Origin of the sequence: uncultured Virgibacillus sp., assembly GCF_947495635.1 — a bacterium.
Taxonomy (GTDB): Bacteria; Bacillota; Bacilli; order Bacillales; family Amphibacillaceae; genus Virgibacillus; species Virgibacillus salarius.
Genome location: NZ_CANMAB010000075.1, coordinates 1 through 20,018, shown reverse-complemented (window position 1 = coordinate 20,018; position 20,018 = coordinate 1). Strand labels below are relative to the sequence as shown.

The following is a 20,018-nucleotide window of genomic DNA, read 5'->3' as shown; positions in this document are numbered from 1 at the left end:
AGAAGAAGGATTCCGATTAAAAGATATTTTTCCTATTGTGGGTATTCCTGAAGCAACCTATCACTATCATGTGAAAAATTTTGGAAGAGAAGATTCGGACACAGTATTAAAAGAAATCATTACAGATTTATTTAAAAAGTTCCATGAACGTTATGGCTATAAACGTATTACAGGAGAACTAAAGAAATTAGGATATGTTATCAACCATAAAAAAGTGTATCGCATTATGCGAGAATTGGGATTAAAATGTGTGAAATTTATGCGGAAATCCCGTAAATACAATTCCTATAAGGGGAACGTTGGAAAAGTGGCGAAAAACCGATTGTCTCGCCGTTTTAACACATCTATTCCACTTCAAAAGTTAGTAACAGACATAACGGAATTCAAATGTCTAGGCGAAGAGAAGTTATATTTAAATCCGATTCTTGACCTTTATAACGGAGAAATTATTACGTATGACATCAAAAAACGGCCAACATTAAACCTTGTCATGACCCCTTTAAAAGAATTAATAGAGATACTGAAGAGTCGGGCAATCTACCGCACTACGATCCACTCCGATCAAGGCTGGCATTACCAACACAATCAGTGGGTGCGGACACTAAAAGAAAATAAAATATTCCAAAGTATGTCGCGCAAAGCCACCTGTGCAGACAATGCACCAATGGAGAATTTCTTTGGCATTTTAAAACAAGAAATGTATTATGGTGAAAAATTAGTAAGCTATGAAGAATTAAAAAGTCGGATTGAAGAATATATCTACTGGTATAATCATGAACGAATAAAGGAAAAATTGGCTGGGCTGAGTCCAGTTGAGTACCGAACGCAATCCAGCCAATCAGCTGCATAGTATAAACTCTAACTTTTGGGGGTAACCACCTAATTAGTTAAAATTAATTATCGTTCGTTTTTGATGAAAATTATAATTTAGCACCTGAAATAGGCGAGACTCCGGCGGGAACAGCACGCGTCCGAAGATCCGCTTGATAACGTGTTTTTCTTTACCAGGTTAGCTGAGGCCGTGCCCACGGAAAGAGCGTATAGTTTCACAGTGCGGCGATGATAATCCTATTGATAACATGATTATTCGTATTTTGAGTAAAGAAGTTGTGTTTTGTCTCAGCTTCCTTAATATCAATTCATATCTATTTCCATATAAATCGTATTCGTTGGAGTCATTACAGCCTGATCACTTGTTAAATCTACGATCGTTTCTTTAAATTCCTCTTCTTGACCAATTTCAACGAAGACTACAAACTCTACTTTGTCTGAATAGTTTATCCCCTCTAATCGATATTTGGAACGACGAATTTCATGTTCTAGCTTCCCTGATTGCGTATAATCAACCGTAACCGAAAAACCTTGCATCCGTTGACGTTTTACTACACCAGTAGTCTTAATCGCTTGTGAAGTAGTACTTCCGTAGGCGCGGATTAAACCACCAGCACCTAATTTTATACCACCAAAATAACGGGTAACAACCACAACCGTATCCTTTAGGTGTTGTTTTTTTAATACTTCTAGTATTGGAACACCAGCAGTCCCGCTTGGTTCACCATCGTCGTTTGCCTTTTGAATTTGATCATGTTCACCTACTAGATAGGCTGAGCAATTGTGTGTGGCATCATGATGCTTCTTTTTTATTTCTTGGATAAATGACTGTGCAGCTTCTTCTGTCTCTACACGCTTAACGTAGCCGATAAAACGAGATTTTTGGATGGTTAGCTCATCTCGACCTTCAAGTTTTACTGTTAAATAACTATCTAGCACCTGTGTTCACTCCTCCTATTCAAGCATGATAGAATAAGGGATATAAAAATTAACATACCATAAGAAAAAAGTTTCACAATAAATAATCACTAAGTATGCAAAAAGACCCTATAAAAAATATTAATATGTGCGTATAATTATAACATAGGTTGGTGGATAATGATGGCGCAGAAAATCAGTGATAGAGCATTAGATTATATTATCAATGAAATGATTGAAGTGGTTGAGAACAGCAAAGATGAAATTTTTAACATTAGTGAAGAAGCTAGAAATGAACATGAACATCTCGTTAAGGAATTGAAGGAAACAAAGGTCAAGGTAATGCAACATATCGAAGACGGGGATCAGCTCGAGCAAAAAGTCCGATTTTCTCGACAACGGTTAGCTGAAGTTAGCAAATATTTTGATCGTTATTCTGAAAATGAGATACGAGAAGTGTACGAAATGACACATGCCATGCAAACAAAGCTAGCTGTTCTGCGTCAGGAAGAAAGTGTTTTACGTGAAAAGCGAGACGATCTGGAGCGAAGGTTGATTTCTTTAAATCAGACGATAGAGCGAGCAGAAGGATTGGCTGGGAAAATCTCTGTCGTACTAAATTATTTACATGATGATTTTCGACAAGTGAACGAAATGATTGAAGAAGCAAAGGAAAAACAAGAATTTGGTCTGAAAATTATTGAAGCACAGGAAGAAGAACGAAGAAAGATTTCTAGAGAAATACATGACGGCCCAGCACAAATGCTTGCGAATATCCTCTTGCGTTCTGAATTGGTAGAAAGAAATTTCCGTAAGCAGGATATCGATCAAGGACTTATTGAGATTAAGAGTGTTAGGAAGATGATCCGCTCTTCTTTATATGAAGTACGTAGAATTATATATGACCTTAGACCAATGGCGCTTGATGATTTAGGACTAATACCTACGATAAAAAAATATGTCGCTACTATTTCTGACTATAACGATTTGAAAATTGAGTTTACATCTATGGGAGAAGAAAAGCGATTAAATCAGAAATATGAGATTGCTTTTTTTCGGCTCGTACAGGAAGCGCTACAAAATGCGGTAAAACACGCTGAAGCATCGTTAATTCAGGTTAAGCTTGAAATAGCAAAAAATAATTTAACGATGATTATTAAAGATAATGGAAAGGGATTTGACCCATCCATGAAGCGAGATAAGTCGTTTGGATTAATTGGAATGCGTGAACGCGTAGAGATGCTAGAAGGAAAAATGGATATTAAATCCATGATAGGAAAAGGTACAACTATCTCCATTAAGGTTCCCTATGTACCCTCATAGCGGTATAATAGGTTAAATAGAGTTTTATCTCACCTTACTTAAAATAAAGAGAGAACATAGTTCTATCATAGTAAACTACTAGGGTAAATGAATAGAATAAGATGTAGGAGGAACATAACGATGAACACAGAAAGAAAAATACGTATTGTATTAATTGATGATCATAAGCTATTTCGTGAAGGAGTAAAGAGAATATTAGACTTTGAGCCTTCTTTTGAAGTTGTAGCAGAGGGCGACGATGGATCAATCGCAGCTAAGCTGGTTAAGGAAAATAATCCTGATGTCGTATTAATGGATATAAATATGCCAAATATGAATGGGGTACAGGCAACATCTGATTTAGTTCGTTATTTTCCAAATACAAACGTTATTATTCTATCGATACATGATGACGAAAGCTATGTGACCCATGCTTTAAAAACAGGGGCGCAAGGATACTTACTAAAAGAAATGGATTCAGATGCATTAATTGATGCGATAAAGGTTGTTAGTGACGGTGGTTCCTACCTTCATCCAAAAGTTACACATAATTTAGTTATGGAATATCGGAGACTTGCTAAAGAAAATGCCTCTAATATTTCAGAAAATGGTATTGAATATCGCAAGCCATTACATTTATTAACAAAAAGAGAATGTCAAGTATTACAGCTGTTAGCAGATGGAAAAAGCAACCGTGCAGTAGCAGAAACGCTGTATATTAGTGAAAAAACGGTTAAGAACCATGTTAGTAACATTTTACAGAAAATGAATGTAAATGACCGTACACAAGCTGTTGTTTCAGCGATACGAAAAGGTTGGGTTGAAGTAGTCTAGCCATTCACATGATGTTCTGCTACATTTCCTTTTTAATATATGATAGATGTTTACTCTGATACTACGTAAGAAGGTATCAGAGTTATTTTTTTATCGTATATTTTTGCTTGCTAATACGAAGTCCTGTATATTATAATTCATTCGCTCTATGAATATGAATCCATTTGGTGATAGTTTCCGGCATAGTATCTGTATCAGCTTTAAAGGAACCATAGAAATGCTCCAATTACCTTCGTTTTAACTTGAAGTATGCACGTGCTTTTTTCACTTTACTGATGCATTTTTTAATAGGTTCATGTAAAATAAATGAGTGTAATATAACATTAGTGCTAGTTAACGTGCAGCAGTTAGTAGCGACGTCTTTTTGTGAATAGAGTATGGAAACAGGGCAGATGACAGAAACTATTGAAACGCTATTTTTTAGCTACGAAATATATAAAATAGAATTAATACCAATGTCGGATTTATCCCGCATATAACTGGCAGTAAGATCCGCACTTTAAGCAATAAAGTGAAACCAATATGGGTAAGTGTGGAACAACTGCCAGTAAATGTCCGATTGGTTTAAGGGCCTTTAGGTCATACCCTTGTGGTACTAACCATCCGTGGGGAAAAACAAAACCCCCACGGATGGAAGTTTCACTTTATCCTGCATATAACTGGCAGTAAGATCCGCACTTTAAGCAATCAAGTGAAACCAATATGGATAAGTGTGGATCAACTGCCAGTAAATGTCCGATTGGTTTAAGGGCCTTTAGGTCATACCCTTGTGGTACTAACCATCCGTGGGGAAAAACAAAACCCCCCACGGATGGAAGGTTCACTTTATATAACAGTTACTACAAACACATGAAAATTATTCAAATAGTACTAATTTGATGACCGTAAAACATTAGTAAAGAGGAGAAGGTGTCATGAAAATCGCTGTAATGACAGATAGTACAGCTTACATAATCAAAGATGTTCGTGAAGAAAAACAGATACATATGGTTCCTTTAAGCGTTCAGTTTGAAGAAGCATCCTTTCAAGAAGAAATAGATATTACAACCGATCAATTTTACGAGAAATTAAGAGAGGTAAAGGAACTTCCAAAAACATCACAGCCATCTATAGGGTTAATCACGTCCAAATTAGAAGAATTAGCCAAGGATTATGATGCGGTCATATCTATTCATCTTTCTAGTGGTATTAGTGGTACGTATCAAGCAGTTGCAAGTGCAGGAGAAATGGTTGAAGGTATAGAAGTGTATCCCTATGACTCTGAAATAAGCTGTATGGCACAGGGGTTTTATGTATTAGAGGCAGTTGAAATGATACAAGAAGGTAAACAACCAACGAAAATTATGGAACGCCTTGATGAAATAAAGTCATCACTACGGGCCTATTTCATGGTAGATGACCTAAGTAATTTACAACGTGGTGGAAGGTTAAATGGTGCCCAAGCAATCGTAGGGAGCTTATTACAGGTTAAGCCAATCTTACATTTTGTTAATAAAATAATTGTTCCTTTTGAAAAAATCCGTACAAAGAAAAAAGCAATTAATCGGATCCTAGGATTATTGGATGAGGATGCAGGTGAAGGCAAGCAATTAAAAGTTGTTTTTATCCATGCAAACGCTGAATCAGATGCCATTGCGTTGCAAAAAAGCTTTTTGGAGAAGTATCCAGAGATGGATACTTCGATTAGCTACTTTGGTCCTGTTATTGGAACACACCTCGGTGAAGGTGCACTCGGTGTAGGCTGGTATAAGAAATAAGCTTCAACTTATGGAGCTGCCTAATATGCAGCTCCTGTCTACTCATTGGAAGGATAGCTCTATCGTAAAGCCTCAATTTCTCCATAAAAACTATCATTCATTTTTTACTGAATTACCCTCTACCACTTCTTTATCCTCGCATATAACTGGCAGTAAGCCCCCACCTTAAGCAATAAAGTGAACCACTATGGATAAGAGTGGGATCAACTGCCAGTAAATGTCCGATTGGTTCACCTAACAATCCAAAACCCCCCCACGGATTGAAGCTTCACTTTATCTATAATTAGATAACCATACTTTTTAGAGAAAGGAAGTGATTTTATTTGCAGCAAATGAAGGCTCTCCATTTAGATACCATCGCCTTATTACTCTCCGGAAAGTTACTATTAAGAAAAGAGATACCTCTAGATGATAGACAATTTCACACACTCCTAAATCATCGCCTTATTACTCCAGTACCATCAATAGTACGTGAGCGTTTTACTTGGAAATGCCAGCGTTGTGGTAATCGACATAGATTTTTATTTTCTAGCCTTGATAAAGCTTCTATCTATTGTAGAAAATGTATTGAGATGGGAAAAGTTATTAAATCTGAATGCCTTTATATATGGAGTGGAGCCATACCAACTTGGAAAAAATATGAAGCTGCTTGTTCTTGGAACGGAGAATTAACACTTGCGCAGGCTAAAGCAGCAGAACGCATTGTACAGACTATACAGAAACGGGAAAGCACCTTGCTCATTTGGGCTGTTTGTGGAGCTGGAAAAACTGAGATGCTTTTTCCAGGAATGGAGGAAGCTCTCCGGTATGGAATGAGAATTTGTATAGCAACCCCCCGAACAGATGTTGTTCTAGAATTAAAACCTCGTATTAAAAAAGCATTTTCAACTGTACCTATAGATGCATTATATGGGGGGAGTAAAGTTAAATTAGCAACTGCTCAAGTGGTTATCTGTACTACTCATCAGCTCTTACGTTTTCAACATGCCTTTGACTTAATAATTATCGATGAAATTGATGCATTCCCTTATCATAAGGATCCATCCCTTGCTTTTGCCGCTAAGCGAGCAAAGAAGCTAAACAGCACTACCATCTATTTAACCGCTACACCCAGATTGAAATTCCGATTACAAATGGCAACAAAGCAATTGTCGTATACTTTTGTCCCAATAAGATTTCATGGATATCCACTACCAATTCCAAAATTAAAACTATGTAGATCATTAAGAAAAAACCTTCAATATTCAACTCCACCACCAGCACTACTTCACTGGATACAACAGAGGGAAAATAAAGGTAGACAGCTACTCATTTTTTTACCAACGGTAGAAATCACGAGAAAATTTGAAAAATCGCTTACGACGTTTTTTCTAAAGCATGGGATTATTATAATGCCCTCGGCATTAAGTTGCGTACATGCTCAAGATGAAGATAGGAATTGGAAGATCAAACAATTTCGTGAAAAAGAAATCCAAGTATTATTGACAACTACTATTTTAGAACGTGGTGTTACGTTTCCAGCTGTTGATGTTGCTGTGCTTGATGCAGGACATGAAGTATTCGATGAAGCGGCCCTTGTCCAAATCGCAGGGCGGGCTGGAAGAAGTTTTGATGATCCTACCGGTGAAATTATTTTCTTTCATGACGGTAAAACAATAGCTATGATCAAAGCAGTTGAAATGATAAAAGAAATGAATAAACAGGGAGGGTTTTAAAAAATTGTATTGTTTATGGTGCTCCGAACCAATCATACAGCAGCTGACCTGGCAAAATTTCTTTTTTCCAGATATAAAAAAACTATGTGTGTATTGTGACTCACTGTTAGAAAAAATTGATGGGGATCGTTGCCACAAATGTAGTCGACAATGTGATCAAGCAATATGCTTCGATTGCCAAAGGTGGGAAAAGGAGAAGGAACGTGATACACTCGTTTTTAATTATTCTATTTTTCAATATAATATATTTATGCAAGAACTTATTGCGAAATGGAAATATCGTGGAGACGTTGAACTGGGCAATATATTCCGCGACGCAGTGAGAAAGGGGTTTACTCCTACATTTGCTGCCATGAAAAAACATGCGATAGCCGTACCTATTCCATTAAGCAAAGATAGGGAAAAAGAGCGTGGTTTTAATCAAGCAAAAATTTTAGCAGATTTTCTACCAATTAAATCTGAACTCGTATTGCATCGTATGGAAGGTGAAAAGCAATCGAAAAAATCGAGGAAAGAAAGAATTCAGTCGATAAATCCATTTACCATTACTAAAAGTATTAACAAACCAGTCATACTTGTCGATGATATATATACAACCGGAACGACGCTAAGACATGCAGGAAAAGTGCTAAAGGAGAATGGTTGTCCGGAGGTTTTTGGTTTTACCTTAATTAGGGGTTAAAGTACGAAAAAATATATATGTAAATGAAAAGAGGGAATTTTCAATGGCTGAATTGGCAAATTGTTCTCGTTGTGACAACTTATTTGTAAAAGGAGTTCGTGATATTTGTCAAAATTGCTACAAACGGGAGGAAGAGGCATTTCAAAAGGTTTATCAATTTTTACGACAGCGCAAGAATCGAGAGGCGACATTAAGTGAAATTGTTCAACAAACAGGAGTTGATGAAGAGCTAATCATCAAGTTTGTGAAGGAAAAAAGGCTTCGACCCACCGAATTTCCGAACGTGGGATATCCGTGTGAAAAATGTGGGGAAGTCATTACATCAGGAAAACTATGTCAACGTTGTTCAGAGAAATTAAAACAAGAGCTACAGCGATATGAGGAACATGAGCAGCGGATGAAACAAGAACAAAAAAAAGACAAGGTTAAAACATACTATATGTTTGATAAATAATATTTTTCCTTAAACTTTCCGGTATAACAACCGATATTAATAATGATAAAATGGATACCGGTTATAGCTTTCAAAAGAGGTGAGTGGAAGTGAAAATTAATGGATTGAATCAACCTAATTATAATCCGTATAAACAACAAATAAACAAACAAGTGGAAGTAAAACACGATATGAAAAAAGATCAAATTGAAATTTCTAATCAGGCAAAGCAATTACAGGAAGACGAAAAACCGAATCCTGCTCGTTCAGCACGTGTTGAGAAATTAAAAGAAGCGGTTGAAGCGGGAGAATATAAAGTGAATTATGACAAAACAGCTGAAAAAATGATTGATTTTTGGTCAGGAAAATAAAGCACTACCAAATGTAGTAAAAAGGTATGGGCAGGGAGAATGATGATTGAATCGAGCATTTATCTGTTACGAAGAGAATTCACTGCCTACTAATCTGTCAAAAAATAAATGAAGTTCTGAATAGGGAGGATTGTCATTGACTTTGCAAAAAATAAAAGAAGCCATGGATGTATTGGTTGACCTTCACCATAAGCTGATTGAGCTTTCAGAACTAAAAACTGATCTATTAAAAAAAGGATCTTTAGAGGAACTACAGGGATTGTTAGTTAAAGAAAGGAAGCTTATTCGGAAAACGGAACAAGCAGAAGCGGACCGAATTCAGGCTGTAAATTCATGGTTTCAAGCTATGGATGTAGCCAGTGAAGATAAAACAATATCCACCATACTTGAAATTGCTAAAGATGGTCATGAGAAAAACGAGTTAGCGACAGTGACAACAGTATTAACACAGGCGATTACGAAATTAAAACAGCTAGAGCAGCTTAATCACGCTTTAATAAATCAGTCTATGCAATTTGTACAACTATCACTGGATGTTATGAGTCCAACCATACGCAATATTAATTACGGAAATAAGAATGAAAAAAACACGGATACAGCAAAACGTTCCGTATTTGACTCGAAAGCGTAAACGAATTCGTTAGGAGGTAGCACATGAGTACATTTCACGGATTAGAAATGGCAAAACAGGCACTTTTTGCTCAACAATCTGCACTTTATACAACAGGCCACAATATATCAAATGCAAATACAGAGGGATATACAAGACAACGGGTTAATTTTGAGACCATGAACCCGTATCCTTCAGGTTCTAGAAATAGACCTCAAATACCAGGGCAAATGGGGACTGGCGTACAGGCAGGATCTGTTCAGCGTGTTCGTGATCAATTTTTAGATTATCAATACCGTGCTGAGAGTAGTAAATCTGGCTATTGGGCAGCAAGAGCAGATGCACTAAGTCGTATGGAAGGAGTTTTAAATGAGCCTTCAGATAGTGGACTCTCTCATACGATTGATCAGTTCTGGAATGGCTTACAAGATTTAGCTGTCAATCCAGATAACTCAGGTGCTAGATCAGTAGTAGCTAACCGTGGTCTTGCAGTAGCTGAGACATTCAATTATCTATCCGAATCATTATCATCGATTCGCTCCGATTTGAAGAACCAGATTGATACATCTGTAAAAGAAACAAACGCATTATTAAGGCAAATTCATAATATTAACGAACAAATTAAAGAGCTTGAGCCACATGGTTACTTACCAAATGACTTATACGATGAAAGAGATCGTTTAATTGATGAGCTTTCTAATAAAATGAATATTAAAGTTACTTATTCCAAAAGTGGCGAAGGCTCTCCAGAAATTGCTGATGGTATGGCAACGATAGAAGTTGTAAATGAAAAAGGGGAACCATTTAACCCAAGTGTTGTGTTAGTCAATGGTCAAACTGGTCAAGAGCAAGTAAATGAAATAGAGGTAACATATGGTAATGATTCTTATGCTGCCGTGAGTGGAATTTCAGTCAATGGTCAGCAATTAGATGTAATGAATACGAATGGCTCACTAAAAGGATTCATAGATTCATATGGTCATGATTTTGATGGTGATGGGGATGTAACTGGTACATATACCGACATGCTAGCTGATCTTGATAAACTAGCTAATACGTTAAAAGAAGAATTTAATAAGGTTCACCATAACGGAAAAGCGCTTGATGGGTCTGATGGAATTGACTTCTTTGTGTTTAAAGATGGAAAAGATGGAGCGGCAGGAATTACGGTCAATAAAGACATTTTGGATGACCCAGATTTAATTGCTGCAAGTACAAATGATACGGATGGAGAAGGTGCAAATGCACTGAATTTAGCTGAAGTATTTAATAATAAGAATTTGAATGGAAACCCATTGGGAGAGAGTACTTCGATCAACAGTTTCTATCAGTCATTAATTGGCGAAATGGGTGTTAAAGCTCAAGAGGCAAATCGAATGACGAACAACACAGCCATTCTTCGTTCCCAAGTGGAAGATCAACGTATGGCGGTGAGTAGTGTTTCGTTAGATGAAGAAATGTCAAATATGATTAGGTTTCAGCACGCTTATAATGCTGCAGCAAGAAGCATGACTACAATGGACGAGATGTTAGACAAAATCATAAATAGTATGGGACTTGTTGGAAGGTAGGGGAAAATAATGCGAATTACGCAAAGTATGCTTTCAAATAATATGCTCCGTAATTTATCAAATAGCTATGCGAAGCTTGATCAATATATGGATCAGGTAAGTACAGGGAAAAAAATAAATCGCCCTTCTGATAATCCAGTAATAGCGATGAAAGGGATAAATTTTCGCAGCCAAGTAAATGAAGCTGAGCAATATATGCGAAATACAGGTGAAGTTCATAACTGGATGGACAATTCTGATGCTGCTTTAGATAAAGCAACACAAACAATGCAAAAGTTAAGAGAATTAGCTGTTCAGGCTAGCACTGGTACTTACGATGAAGAAGAACGAGAAAATATAAAAAAAGAGGCTGAACAGTTAAAGGAACATTTAATTAATATAGCCAATACGCAAGTAAATGGGAAGTATATATTTAACGGTACGAATACAACAGAGCCCCCATACGACGCAACAAATGGATTTAATGCTAATACGGATCCAATAAAAATACCGGTTGCAGCTGGTACTGAACTTCAAGCAAACGTAAATGGAGAAGAAGTATTTGGTAACGAACTTTTTGATAAAATAGATACCTTCATAGAAAATCTTGGGAACGATAACCAAGCTGGTATTGGAGCAAGTATTGAAGATCTTGATACTGGTATTAATCAAATAGTTAACGCCCGTGCAGATTTAGGTGCAAGGATGAATCGCTTGGAGCTTGTTGAAAATCGACTAAGTGAACAAGAGATCATTGCAAAGAAAACAATGGCTGAAAATGAAAGTGTAGATTATGAAGAGGCAATAACCAATTTAATTACACAGGAAAGCTTACATCGTGCAGCATTGTCTGCAGGTTCAAGAATTATTCAGCCTTCACTTATTGATTTTCTTCGTTAACATTTTATAAGCCCTGCCCCTTTTGGGTGACAGGGCTTTTGTACATAATGAAAGGAAGTAGTTAGTAATGAAATTTCCTCAGCTACGCATGCATTCACAAATGGCTAAAATTCAAATCGAACAGATTCCTGGCGATCAAACTATTCGACAGCCGAAAGCAGATTTGTCAATACAACAGCCAAGAGCAGAAGTTACCATTACAAAGACTCCTTCCAAGCTGGAAATTGACCAAACTAAAGCTTTTGCTGATATGAACCGTATGTCTATTATAAAAAGGAATGAGCAATTCGCCGAAAAAGGAAAAAGCGCAGTTCTGGAAGGAATGGGACGACGTGCTCAGCAGGGGACGGAATTAATGAAGATAGAACGTGACGGGGATTCCATAGTGAATCAAGCTGTACAAAATTCACAATCCCCACAAAAATCTTTAGGGATAGCCTTTATTCCTTCCCTTTTTTCTGTAAAAGTCAATTATCAACCATCAAAGGTACATATTGATGTAAAAACCAATAAACCGATCATTGAAGCAAAACAGAATAAAGTGGAGCACCACTATAAACAGGGAGAAGTAGCGGTAAGTATGAAGCAGTACCAGGATTTAACCATTGAAGTTGTTAATCTTTATGCTTAGGAGAGGGGAAGTAATATGCGTATTGAAACGAAGTACTTTGGAGAGGTAGCTATAGAATCAACAAGTGTTCTTGACTTTCCATCAGGAATACCAGGATTTAATCATGAAACACAATTTGTTTTGCTTGATTTTCCCGATAATCCATTATTTCAAATTCTTCAGTCTACTACTAGTAAAGAAACTGCTTTTATTGTAGTAAACCCTTATCATCTTTATGAAGAATATACGTTGAATTTGGATGAAAGTATAATAGAGATACTTCAATTATCTAGTGAAGAGGAAGTAGTTGTCCTTTCGATTGTTACATTAAAAGCACCTTTTACTTCTAGTACCATTAATTTAAAAGCACCAATCATTATAAATTCTGTTAAGAATAAAGGAAAGCAATTAATTATAAATACAGATGAATATCCGACAAGAGCACCGATTTCACCAAAGCACTCTTCGAAAGTGAAAGGGGAATAAAAGATGCTTGTATTAACTCGCAAAGTAAATGAGTCCATCCAAATAGGGGAAGATATTGAAGTTAAAGTACTCGCTGTTGATGGAGATCAAATAAAAATTGGAATTGGTGCTCCAAAATCAATCGATATTTATCGCAAAGAGCTTTATTTAGACATAAAAGAAGAAAATAATCAGGCTGCTAACATCTCTAATGAGTTAGTACAATTATTAAAAAATAAGTAGTTGTTTCACTCTATTTAATAAATTTTGCTAATGTACCGATATAAAAAGAAAAGAAAAGGGTTGGAAGTAATATGGGTATGCGGTTAGATCAAATAGTGACCGGATCACATCCACGGCTTCATGATCAGAGTAACAACCAAGTAAGAATGTCGGAAAGATCCGAAGGTAACAAAGGGTACAGCTCACAACAAAATCAAACAGAGGAAGTAATAGGTAAGCAATTAGAGACAGCTATTTCTAAGCTGAATAACTTCATTGAGCCATTGCGAACAGATTTACGATTTAAGTACCATGAAAAATTAAATGAGTACTATGTCACTGTTGTGAATCCATTAACAGATGAAATTATAAAAGAGATACCTCCTAAGAAGATGCTAGATATGTATGCTGAAATGGCTGAATTCATGGGAATATTAATCGATGAGAAAATATAGGACATATTTTAAAAGGAGAGATAATGATGCGTATTGGCGGATTGGCTAGTGGAATGGATATTGATTCACTCGTAAACAAACTAATGAGTGCTGAACGAATACCATTAGATAAAATGGAACAAGAAAGAACGACGCTTGAATGGAAAAGAGATGCATTTCGAGAAATTAATAAGAAATTAACCGAGCTGGATAACCTCATGTACGATATGAAAATGAGTTATACGTATAATTCGAAATCAGTAAGCTCATCGATAGACGATGCCGTTACAGCAACAGCTACACCGAGTACATCTAATGGAACTTATCAAGTCAAAGTAAGTCAGTTGGCTAGCTCTGCAATTAATGTAAGTTCAGGAGAACTTGCGATTGATCCAACAGAGGAATTAGACGCTTCCTATCATGGAACCAAGGTTGAATTTTCCACATTTGATGAAAATGGTGATGAACAGAAGTACTCCTATACGATAAAGGAAGGAGATACACTGAATGATGTACTGAAGCGTGTATCGAATGATGATAATAATGTTCGAATGTTTTATGACAATCAATCGAATAAAGTGATTATGGAGACAACTAGAACAGGTGATTACAATCAAGGAACAGCCCCTGATGGTGCTGAGATTCAATTTGCTAATGGATCATTTTTACAATCTGTACTAAAAATGGATGTAGCGAATGAAAAAGGCGGAGAAAATGCTAAGTTTGAGTATAATAACAGTGGATTAGTAATGGAATCTAAAACCAATTCTTATTCTTTGAACGGAATTGACTTTGAATTTAAAAATACTACGGATGGTAAAAACGCTAAATTAACTGTCACCAATGACGTAGAAGCTTCCTATGAAGCTATTATGAAGTTTGTAGATAAATACAATGAAGTGGTCGAGGCGCTAAATTCTTCTCAACAAGAGGAAAAATTCAGAGATTACCAACCGTTAACAGATGAACAAAAGAAAGAAATGTCTGATAAAGAAATCGAACTGTGGGAAGAACGAGCAAAAAGTGGATTGCTTCGTGGAGAATCTACTATTTCAGGAGGATTATTTAATTTAAGGCAGAGCTGGTACTCCAAGGTTGAAACAGGCGGAGAATATACTTCTTTGACACAAATAGGAATTGAAACATCCAAGAATTACTTAGATGGTGGTAAGCTAGTCGTAGACCCAAAAGAATTGAGGAAAGCACTTCAAGATAATCCAGCAGATGTGAAAAAGCTATTTACTAACAACGATGAAGGTGCATCACGTGGATTGGTAAATCGTTTAGAAGATGCATTAAGTTCAACAATGTCTAAGATTGGTGAAAAAGCTGGTGGCGGTACAGATACATTAGAAAACTATACATTAGGAAAAAGAATGAAAGATCTGGATAAAAGAATATCAGCTTTTGAGGATCGTTTGGTTAAAGTAGAAACACGTTACTGGAATCAATTCACAGCTATGGAAAAGGCAATTTCACGGATGAATCAGCAGTCAGCACAGCTAATGTCGCAGTTTGGCGCTTAAATGTAAAATGTAAGTTAAGGAGTGAACCAAATGTCACCGAATAAGCAACATCAAGCATATAAAAATAATGCTGTCAATACAGCCTCTGGTGCGGAACTAACTTTAATGTTATACAATGGATGTATTAAATTTATAAAACAAGCAATGAAGGATTTGGATAGTAAAAACTATGAAGCCAAAAATACGAATATACAAAAGGCACAAAAAATAATTCAAGAATTAATGATCACTTTGGATCCAAAAATTGAAATATCTAATCAATTCTTGCCACTTTATGAGTATATGTTATTTCAGTTAAAGGAAGCGAATATAAAAAATGATACATCCTTATTAGAAGAAGTACTTGGTTATACTATCGAATTCCGAGATACATGGAAACAAGTTATATTAGAGACGCGCAAAAAACAATATGCACAAGGTGCTCATGTCTAATGAATCGATTAACTCCTTTATATGAAACTACAATAAAACTAAAAGAAGTATTAGAGCAAAAAATCGATGCAAAGGATCGTGAATCTGTCATATCACAAATAAATTCCCTGATTGAAAAAAGGGGAGAACAGATGAAAGCATTGACTCCACCCTATTCAGATATGGAGAAGGAAACGGGACGAGCATTAGTGGATTTAAATGATGGGATTCAACATAAGATGCAGCAACTATTTCATGAATTAAAGCTAGAAATGAAGCAAATAAAGAAACAAAAACAATCCAATAGAAAGTATAGTGATCCGTATAAAAATGTTCAGTCCAAAGATGGTATGTTTTTGGATAGTAAAAATTAGGTATATTTTCCCCGCATATAACTGGCAGTAAGCCCCTACCTCAAGCAATGAAGAAAAACCAATATGGTGAAGTGAGGGATCAACTGCCAGTAAATGTCCGATTGGTTCGGGCCTACATGGAAGTAGGTCACAAAGGCGTTGCCACAGGACGTGGCGAATGAAGCCTTTGTACGTATTTCTTTCAGTAAAAAGCGGATGGAAGCTTCACTTTATAGAATAGTGAATAGGAAAAAGAGAAAATTTCTACAACTGTAGTTATTTTCTCTTTTTAAGATTTATTTACATTTCTAACTATGTTGAGAAATAAGTATGAAGTAGTTGTAAATTTTTTAAGGAAATTGTAAACCGTCAATTCTAGCAATAGCAAGGCATAGACCAATATTCCCCCTGTTTTATTTGCTGTTTGAATAGTTTAGAAAGGAATTTCCTTGGGAAACGTTGTATAATATATATATAAGCTGAAAGGAGGACACTTTAATGAAATTTAACATTCGTGGTGAAAATCTTGAGGTGACAGGATCAATAAGAGATTATGTGGAGAAGAAAATAAGTAAACTAGAAAGATATTTTGATACACCACCAACATCTGAGGTACATGTTAATTTAAGTGTCTATAATGATGAGCAGAGAATAGAGGTTACTATCCCAATGACCAATCTGTTACTACGCGGAGAGGTTCAACACGTAGATCTTTACGCTGCCATCGATTTAGTTGTCGATAAGCTTGAAAGACAAATCCGAAAGCATAAAACGAAAGTAAATCGTAAATTTAAACAAAACGGTGCAGCGAAACATGTGTTTGCTGAATTAGAAAAAGAAGCAGCAAGTGTTGCTTTAGAAGAAGAATCTGATGAAATTGAAATTGTAAGAACGAAACGATTTGACTTGAAACCAATGGATTCTGAAGAAGCTGTTCTGCAAATGGACATGTTAGGACATGCATTCTATGTTTTTGAAAATGCAGCAAATGGAGATACAAATGTTGTTTACCGTCGTAATGATGGGAAATATGGATTAATTGAACCGAATGCATAAAACCGAATCGAAAATATAAAAGATGTTATCGAAAAATACAATTAACCGAAAAGCCCACGGAGGGATATAAATTTTCTTCGTGGGCTTTTTCGTAGTCTTGGGAATTATAAAGATAAATCTGGGTGTGTTGAGCCTCGTCCTGCTTCAGTACCCGGAACTAGGCGACTTTACGCATCGCTCTACGATAGTCATCATCGGTTCGCAAGCACACCATAATTCCTTTATCTCCGTTGAATCGCTCCAGTAGCAACATTTCTAATCGGGGCGCTTGCGTTTTTGTTCCTCTAAACAACAGCTACTATACTTCCTTCTAGTTTATAAGTTTAGTTGAGAATAATAATCAATAAATATTCTTACATATACATAGAATGTTGATATAAAACCTTTAAAGGCTCTTTAATGTGACATAATTCGAACATATACAGTGTTTTTCTTGACAAAAAACGACATCCACTTAATAATAAGTACGTGATTAGAATTATTTTAGGAAATGAAAGCATAAGCTTCATTTCTTTTCAGAACACATTTTAGGAGGAAGATTATTTATGTCACTTATTGGTACTGAAGTACAACCATTCACAGCAAATGCTTATAAAAATGGTGAGTTTATTGAGGTAACGGAAGAAAACTTTAAAGGCAAGTGGAGTGTTATCTGCTTTTATCCTGCCGATTTTAGTTTTGTATGCCCAACGGAACTTGAAGATTTACAAAATCAATACGCCACGTTAAAGGAGCTTGGAGCTGAAGTATATTCTGTTTCTACAGATACACATTTTGTACACAAAGGCTGGCATGATAGCTCTGAAAAAATTGGAAAAATTACATATGCGATGATTGGTGATCCTTCGCAAACTATTTCTCGTAATTTCCAAGTGCTAAATGAACAATCAGGTCTTGCAGATCGTGGTACATTCATTATTGATCCAGATGGTATTATCCAAACAGTGGAAATTAATGCAGATGGTATAGGACGTGATGCAAGCACGCTAGTAAACAAAATTAAAGCTGCTCAATATGTTCGTAACAACCCAGGCGAAGTTTGCCCAGCTAATTGGGAAGAAGGCTCTGAAACGCTTAAACCAAGCCTTGATCTTGTAGGTAAAATCTAAGGAGTGCACGAAATGGTACTTGAAGCAGATATCAAAGCACAATTAAATCAATATATGCAGCTATTAGAAAACGATATTGTTATTAAAGTAAGTGTGGGTTCGGATGCTATTTCTAATGAAATGCTGGCTCTACTTGAAGAACTAGCTACTATGTCTACTAAAATAACTGTTGAAAAAGCTCCTTTAGAAAGAACCCCTAGCTTTAGTGTGAATCGAGTTGGAGAGGATACAGGAGTTGTATTTGCAGGTGTTCCTTTAGGTCATGAGTTCACATCATTAGTGTTAGCATTGCTGCAGGTTAGTGGTAGGCCACCGAAGGTAGACCAAAGCGTTATAGATAAGATTCAAACTATTAATGGAGAATATCATTTTGAATCTTACATTAGTCTTACTTGTCATAATTGCCCGGATGTTGTTCAAGCACTAAATATAATGACCGTGCTTAACCCTAATATTACGCATACGATGATTGATGGCGCAGCATATAAAGAAGAAGTAGAAGATAAAAATGTCATGGCAGTGCCGACGGTTTATTTAAATGGGGAATCTTTTGGCAGTGGCCGTATGACAATGGAAGAAATTCTTGCTAAGTTAGGCAGTGGATTGAATGCCTCTGAGCTTGCTAACAAAGATCCCTATGATGTTCTTGTTATTGGCGGTGGGCCAGCTGGTGCAAGTGCAGCAATTTACGCAGCGCGTAAAGGAATCCGAACAGGTATTGTTACGGAGCGTTTTGGCGGTCAAGTTCTTGATACACTGAGCATCGAGAACTTTATTAGTGTAAAACATACAGAAGGTCCGAAGCTTGTAGCAAGTCTTGAAGAGCATGTGAAAGAATATGACATAGATGTAATGAATTTACAGCGATCTAGTAGCTTAAAAAAGAAAGACCTCTTTGAGCTTACGCTTGAAAATGGAGCAGTCCTTAACAGCAAAACGATCATCCTTGCAACAGGTGCTCGTTGGCGTAATGTCGGCGTTCCTGGTGAACAGGAATTCAAAAATAAAGGCGTTGCCTATTGTCCACATTGTGACGGTCCTTTGTTTGAAGGAAAAGATGTAGCGGTTATCGGTGGTGGCAACTCGGGAATTGAAGCTGCAATAGATCTTGCTGGCGTAGTAAGACATGTAACTGTTCTTGAGTATAATCAAGAATTAAAAGCAGATGATGTTTTGCAAAAGCGCCTTAATAGTCTAGCTAATGTCACAGTCTTGACAAATGCTCAAACAACTGAAATTACAGGAACCGACAATGTAAATGGGATTACGTATAAAGAACGTCACACAGGTATGGAAAAACATATCGATTTACAAGGTGTGTTCGTACAAATAGGTTTAGTACCAAATACGGAGTGGTTAGATGGTAAGGTTGAGTGTAATCACATCGGTGAGGTCATTGTTGATAAGCACGGAGCTACGAATGTTCCGGGATTGTTTGCGGCAGGAGACTGTACGGATGGACCGTATAACCAGATCATTATTTCTATGGGATCAGGAGCGAACGCATCTTTAGGTGCATTTGACTATCTTATCCGGAATTAGTAAATAAATAGCCAATAATAAAAGGACCTCTATACTACCAATCGGCAGTAAGAGGTTCTTTTAATTGATAGTACAAATGGATCAATGTCGAAAATTGTAATTAAAATTGCTGAAATCTTAAAATGGATTAGATTATCTAAGGCATTCTTGGAAAATGTCATTAAAATCTTATCCGAACAGCTTATTTCGTTTGAATTATTTGTCGAATTTAACTCTAAAATTTAAAAATGGTGATTAGTCATGATACCCAGTGTTGTGATATAAATAAGGCAAATGATTTAGGAGCATTCCTGTAAGGGAGAAATTTGAGGGGGATATCGAAGCAGAGTCCGGATGCATAAAAAAAGCCCTCTTGGTACGATAGAGAGTGTCATCACGATGACCTCG

24 protein-coding genes are annotated in these 20,018 nt (G+C 36.5%); 22 read left to right on the top strand and 2 right to left on the bottom strand.

What is annotated here, in order from left to right:
• Positions 1-850: IS3 family transposase (locus Q1A47_RS14860; protein WP_299632416.1), on the top strand; the 850-nt coding region annotated here is incomplete at its 5' end.
• Positions 851-1,134: 284 nt separating this feature from the next.
• Here Q1A47_RS14860 and Q1A47_RS14855 read toward each other — a convergent pair.
• Positions 1,135-1,770, bottom strand: coding sequence for a YigZ family protein (locus tag Q1A47_RS14855; protein ID WP_026682034.1), 636 nt, complete (start codon positions 1,768-1,770; stop codon positions 1,135-1,137).
• 162 nt (positions 1,771-1,932) lie between these two features.
• On the opposite strand from Q1A47_RS14855, the gene Q1A47_RS14850 reads away from it, so the two are divergent.
• Together Q1A47_RS14850 and Q1A47_RS14845 are read left to right on the top strand one after the other, a co-directional pair.
• A complete protein-coding gene (locus Q1A47_RS14850) occupies positions 1,933-3,072 on the top strand; it encodes a sensor histidine kinase (protein ID WP_026682033.1) in 1,140 nt (379 codons plus the stop codon).
• A gap of 120 nt (positions 3,073-3,192) precedes the next feature.
• Positions 3,193-3,885 carry a response regulator transcription factor gene (locus Q1A47_RS14845; protein ID WP_026682032.1) on the top strand — a complete coding sequence of 231 codons (693 nt, stop codon included), beginning with the start codon at positions 3,193-3,195 and terminating at the stop codon, positions 3,883-3,885.
• 644 nt (positions 3,886-4,529) lie between these two features.
• On the opposite strand, the gene Q1A47_RS14840 is transcribed toward Q1A47_RS14845, so the two are convergent.
• Positions 4,530-4,694: a hypothetical protein gene (locus tag Q1A47_RS14840; protein ID WP_299632415.1), complete on the bottom strand. Its 165-nt coding sequence runs from the start codon at positions 4,692-4,694 to the stop codon at positions 4,530-4,532.
• A 105-nt stretch (positions 4,695-4,799) separates the two neighbouring features.
• On the opposite strand from Q1A47_RS14840, the gene Q1A47_RS14835 reads away from it, so the two are divergent.
• The 19 genes from Q1A47_RS14835 (at position 4,800) to Q1A47_RS14745 (ending at position 19,856) form a co-directional block, all read left to right on the top strand.
• Positions 4,800-5,642 (top strand): DegV family protein, encoded by an 843-nt coding sequence (locus tag Q1A47_RS14835; RefSeq protein WP_166530881.1) that lies wholly within the window; start codon positions 4,800-4,802, stop codon positions 5,640-5,642.
• A 332-nt stretch (positions 5,643-5,974) separates the two neighbouring features.
• A complete protein-coding gene (locus Q1A47_RS14830) occupies positions 5,975-7,357 on the top strand; it encodes a DEAD/DEAH box helicase (RefSeq protein ID WP_121605939.1) in 1,383 nt (460 codons plus the stop codon).
• A gap of 4 nt (positions 7,358-7,361) precedes the next feature.
• Entirely contained in the window at positions 7,362-8,039 is a 678-nt protein-coding gene (locus Q1A47_RS14825) for a ComF family protein (protein WP_026682029.1), read from the top strand.
• Between the two features lie 43 nt (positions 8,040-8,082).
• Positions 8,083-8,493, top strand: a complete 411-nt coding sequence (locus Q1A47_RS14820; protein WP_026682028.1) for a TIGR03826 family flagellar region protein — start codon at positions 8,083-8,085, stop codon at positions 8,491-8,493.
• An 89-nt stretch (positions 8,494-8,582) separates the two neighbouring features.
• Positions 8,583-8,843 carry a flagellar biosynthesis anti-sigma factor FlgM gene (flgM, locus tag Q1A47_RS14815; RefSeq protein WP_026682027.1) on the top strand — a complete coding sequence of 87 codons (261 nt, stop codon included), beginning with the start codon at positions 8,583-8,585 and terminating at the stop codon, positions 8,841-8,843.
• Between the two features lie 136 nt (positions 8,844-8,979).
• Positions 8,980-9,474 carry a flagellar protein FlgN gene (locus Q1A47_RS14810; protein ID WP_026682026.1) on the top strand — a complete coding sequence of 165 codons (495 nt, stop codon included), beginning with the start codon at positions 8,980-8,982 and terminating at the stop codon, positions 9,472-9,474.
• A gap of 23 nt (positions 9,475-9,497) precedes the next feature.
• On the top strand, positions 9,498-11,024 hold the full coding sequence (flgK, locus tag Q1A47_RS14805; RefSeq protein WP_026682025.1) for a flagellar hook-associated protein FlgK: 1,527 nt from the start codon (positions 9,498-9,500) through the stop codon (positions 11,022-11,024).
• Positions 11,025-11,033: 9 nt separating this feature from the next.
• Positions 11,034-11,903 (top strand): flagellar hook-associated protein FlgL, encoded by an 870-nt coding sequence (gene flgL, locus Q1A47_RS14800; protein WP_026682024.1) that lies wholly within the window; start codon positions 11,034-11,036, stop codon positions 11,901-11,903.
• Positions 11,904-11,970: 67 nt separating this feature from the next.
• Positions 11,971-12,534 (top strand): DUF6470 family protein, encoded by a 564-nt coding sequence (locus Q1A47_RS14795; RefSeq protein ID WP_026682023.1) that lies wholly within the window; start codon positions 11,971-11,973, stop codon positions 12,532-12,534.
• Between the two features lie 15 nt (positions 12,535-12,549).
• Positions 12,550-12,999, top strand: a complete 450-nt coding sequence (gene fliW, locus Q1A47_RS14790) for a flagellar assembly protein FliW (protein WP_121605681.1) — start codon at positions 12,550-12,552, stop codon at positions 12,997-12,999.
• 3 nt (positions 13,000-13,002) lie between these two features.
• Positions 13,003-13,221, top strand: coding sequence for a carbon storage regulator CsrA (gene csrA / locus Q1A47_RS14785; RefSeq protein WP_026682021.1), 219 nt, complete (start codon positions 13,003-13,005; stop codon positions 13,219-13,221).
• A gap of 71 nt (positions 13,222-13,292) precedes the next feature.
• Positions 13,293-13,655 (top strand): flagellar protein FlaG, encoded by a 363-nt coding sequence (gene flaG / locus Q1A47_RS14780; RefSeq protein ID WP_226983542.1) that lies wholly within the window; start codon positions 13,293-13,295, stop codon positions 13,653-13,655.
• A 26-nt stretch (positions 13,656-13,681) separates the two neighbouring features.
• The gene (locus Q1A47_RS14775) at positions 13,682-15,160 is read left to right on the top strand and encodes a flagellar hook-associated protein 2 (RefSeq protein WP_026682019.1); all 1,479 of its coding nucleotides are present in this window, start codon (positions 13,682-13,684) and stop codon (positions 15,158-15,160) included.
• 30 nt (positions 15,161-15,190) lie between these two features.
• Entirely contained in the window at positions 15,191-15,592 is a 402-nt protein-coding gene (gene fliS, locus Q1A47_RS14770) for a flagellar export chaperone FliS (protein WP_026682018.1), read from the top strand.
• Positions 15,592-15,945: a flagellar protein FliT gene (locus Q1A47_RS14765; protein ID WP_026682017.1), complete on the top strand. Its 354-nt coding sequence runs from the start codon at positions 15,592-15,594 to the stop codon at positions 15,943-15,945. The genes fliS and Q1A47_RS14765 overlap by 1 nt, the downstream gene beginning before the upstream one ends.
• A gap of 477 nt (positions 15,946-16,422) precedes the next feature.
• Positions 16,423-16,980, top strand: coding sequence for a ribosome hibernation-promoting factor, HPF/YfiA family (gene raiA, locus Q1A47_RS14760; protein ID WP_026682016.1), 558 nt, complete (start codon positions 16,423-16,425; stop codon positions 16,978-16,980).
• A gap of 545 nt (positions 16,981-17,525) precedes the next feature.
• Positions 17,526-18,089 (top strand): alkyl hydroperoxide reductase subunit C, encoded by a 564-nt coding sequence (ahpC, locus tag Q1A47_RS14755; protein WP_026682015.1) that lies wholly within the window; start codon positions 17,526-17,528, stop codon positions 18,087-18,089.
• Between the two features lie 12 nt (positions 18,090-18,101).
• Entirely contained in the window at positions 18,102-19,631 is a 1,530-nt protein-coding gene (ahpF, locus tag Q1A47_RS14750; RefSeq protein WP_166530882.1) for an alkyl hydroperoxide reductase subunit F, read from the top strand.
• A gap of 84 nt (positions 19,632-19,715) precedes the next feature.
• Positions 19,716-19,856: a hypothetical protein gene (locus Q1A47_RS14745; protein WP_162986482.1), complete on the top strand. Its 141-nt coding sequence runs from the start codon at positions 19,716-19,718 to the stop codon at positions 19,854-19,856.
• Positions 19,857-20,018 lie beyond the last annotated feature (162 nt).

Bases quoted from the DNA above. Each gene is read 5' to 3' on its own strand.
- Q1A47_RS14850 (WP_026682033.1), top strand. From the start codon at position 1,933: ATGGCGCAGAAAATCAGTGATAGAGCATTAGATTATATTATCAATGAA.
- Q1A47_RS14845 (WP_026682032.1), top strand. From the start codon at position 3,193: ATGAACACAGAAAGAAAAATACGTATTGTATTAATTGATGATCATAAG.
- Q1A47_RS14835 (WP_166530881.1), top strand. From the start codon at position 4,800: ATGAAAATCGCTGTAATGACAGATAGTACAGCTTACATAATCAAAGAT.
- Q1A47_RS14830 (WP_121605939.1), top strand. From the start codon at position 5,975: ATGAAGGCTCTCCATTTAGATACCATCGCCTTATTACTCTCCGGAAAG.
- Q1A47_RS14820 (WP_026682028.1), top strand. From the start codon at position 8,083: ATGGCTGAATTGGCAAATTGTTCTCGTTGTGACAACTTATTTGTAAAA.
- flgK (WP_026682025.1), top strand. From the start codon at position 9,498: ATGAGTACATTTCACGGATTAGAAATGGCAAAACAGGCACTTTTTGCT.
- flgL (WP_026682024.1), top strand. From the start codon at position 11,034: ATGCGAATTACGCAAAGTATGCTTTCAAATAATATGCTCCGTAATTTA.
- Q1A47_RS14795 (WP_026682023.1), top strand. From the start codon at position 11,971: ATGAAATTTCCTCAGCTACGCATGCATTCACAAATGGCTAAAATTCAA.
- fliW (WP_121605681.1), top strand. From the start codon at position 12,550: ATGCGTATTGAAACGAAGTACTTTGGAGAGGTAGCTATAGAATCAACA.
- csrA (WP_026682021.1), top strand. From the start codon at position 13,003: ATGCTTGTATTAACTCGCAAAGTAAATGAGTCCATCCAAATAGGGGAA.
- flaG (WP_226983542.1), top strand. From the start codon at position 13,293: ATGGGTATGCGGTTAGATCAAATAGTGACCGGATCACATCCACGGCTT.
- Q1A47_RS14775 (WP_026682019.1), top strand. From the start codon at position 13,682: ATGCGTATTGGCGGATTGGCTAGTGGAATGGATATTGATTCACTCGTA.
- fliS (WP_026682018.1), top strand. From the start codon at position 15,191: ATGTCACCGAATAAGCAACATCAAGCATATAAAAATAATGCTGTCAAT.
- Q1A47_RS14765 (WP_026682017.1), top strand. From the start codon at position 15,592: ATGAATCGATTAACTCCTTTATATGAAACTACAATAAAACTAAAAGAA.
- raiA (WP_026682016.1), top strand. From the start codon at position 16,423: ATGAAATTTAACATTCGTGGTGAAAATCTTGAGGTGACAGGATCAATA.
- ahpC (WP_026682015.1), top strand. From the start codon at position 17,526: ATGTCACTTATTGGTACTGAAGTACAACCATTCACAGCAAATGCTTAT.
- ahpF (WP_166530882.1), top strand. From the start codon at position 18,102: ATGGTACTTGAAGCAGATATCAAAGCACAATTAAATCAATATATGCAG.
- Q1A47_RS14745 (WP_162986482.1), top strand. From the start codon at position 19,716: ATGTCGAAAATTGTAATTAAAATTGCTGAAATCTTAAAATGGATTAGA.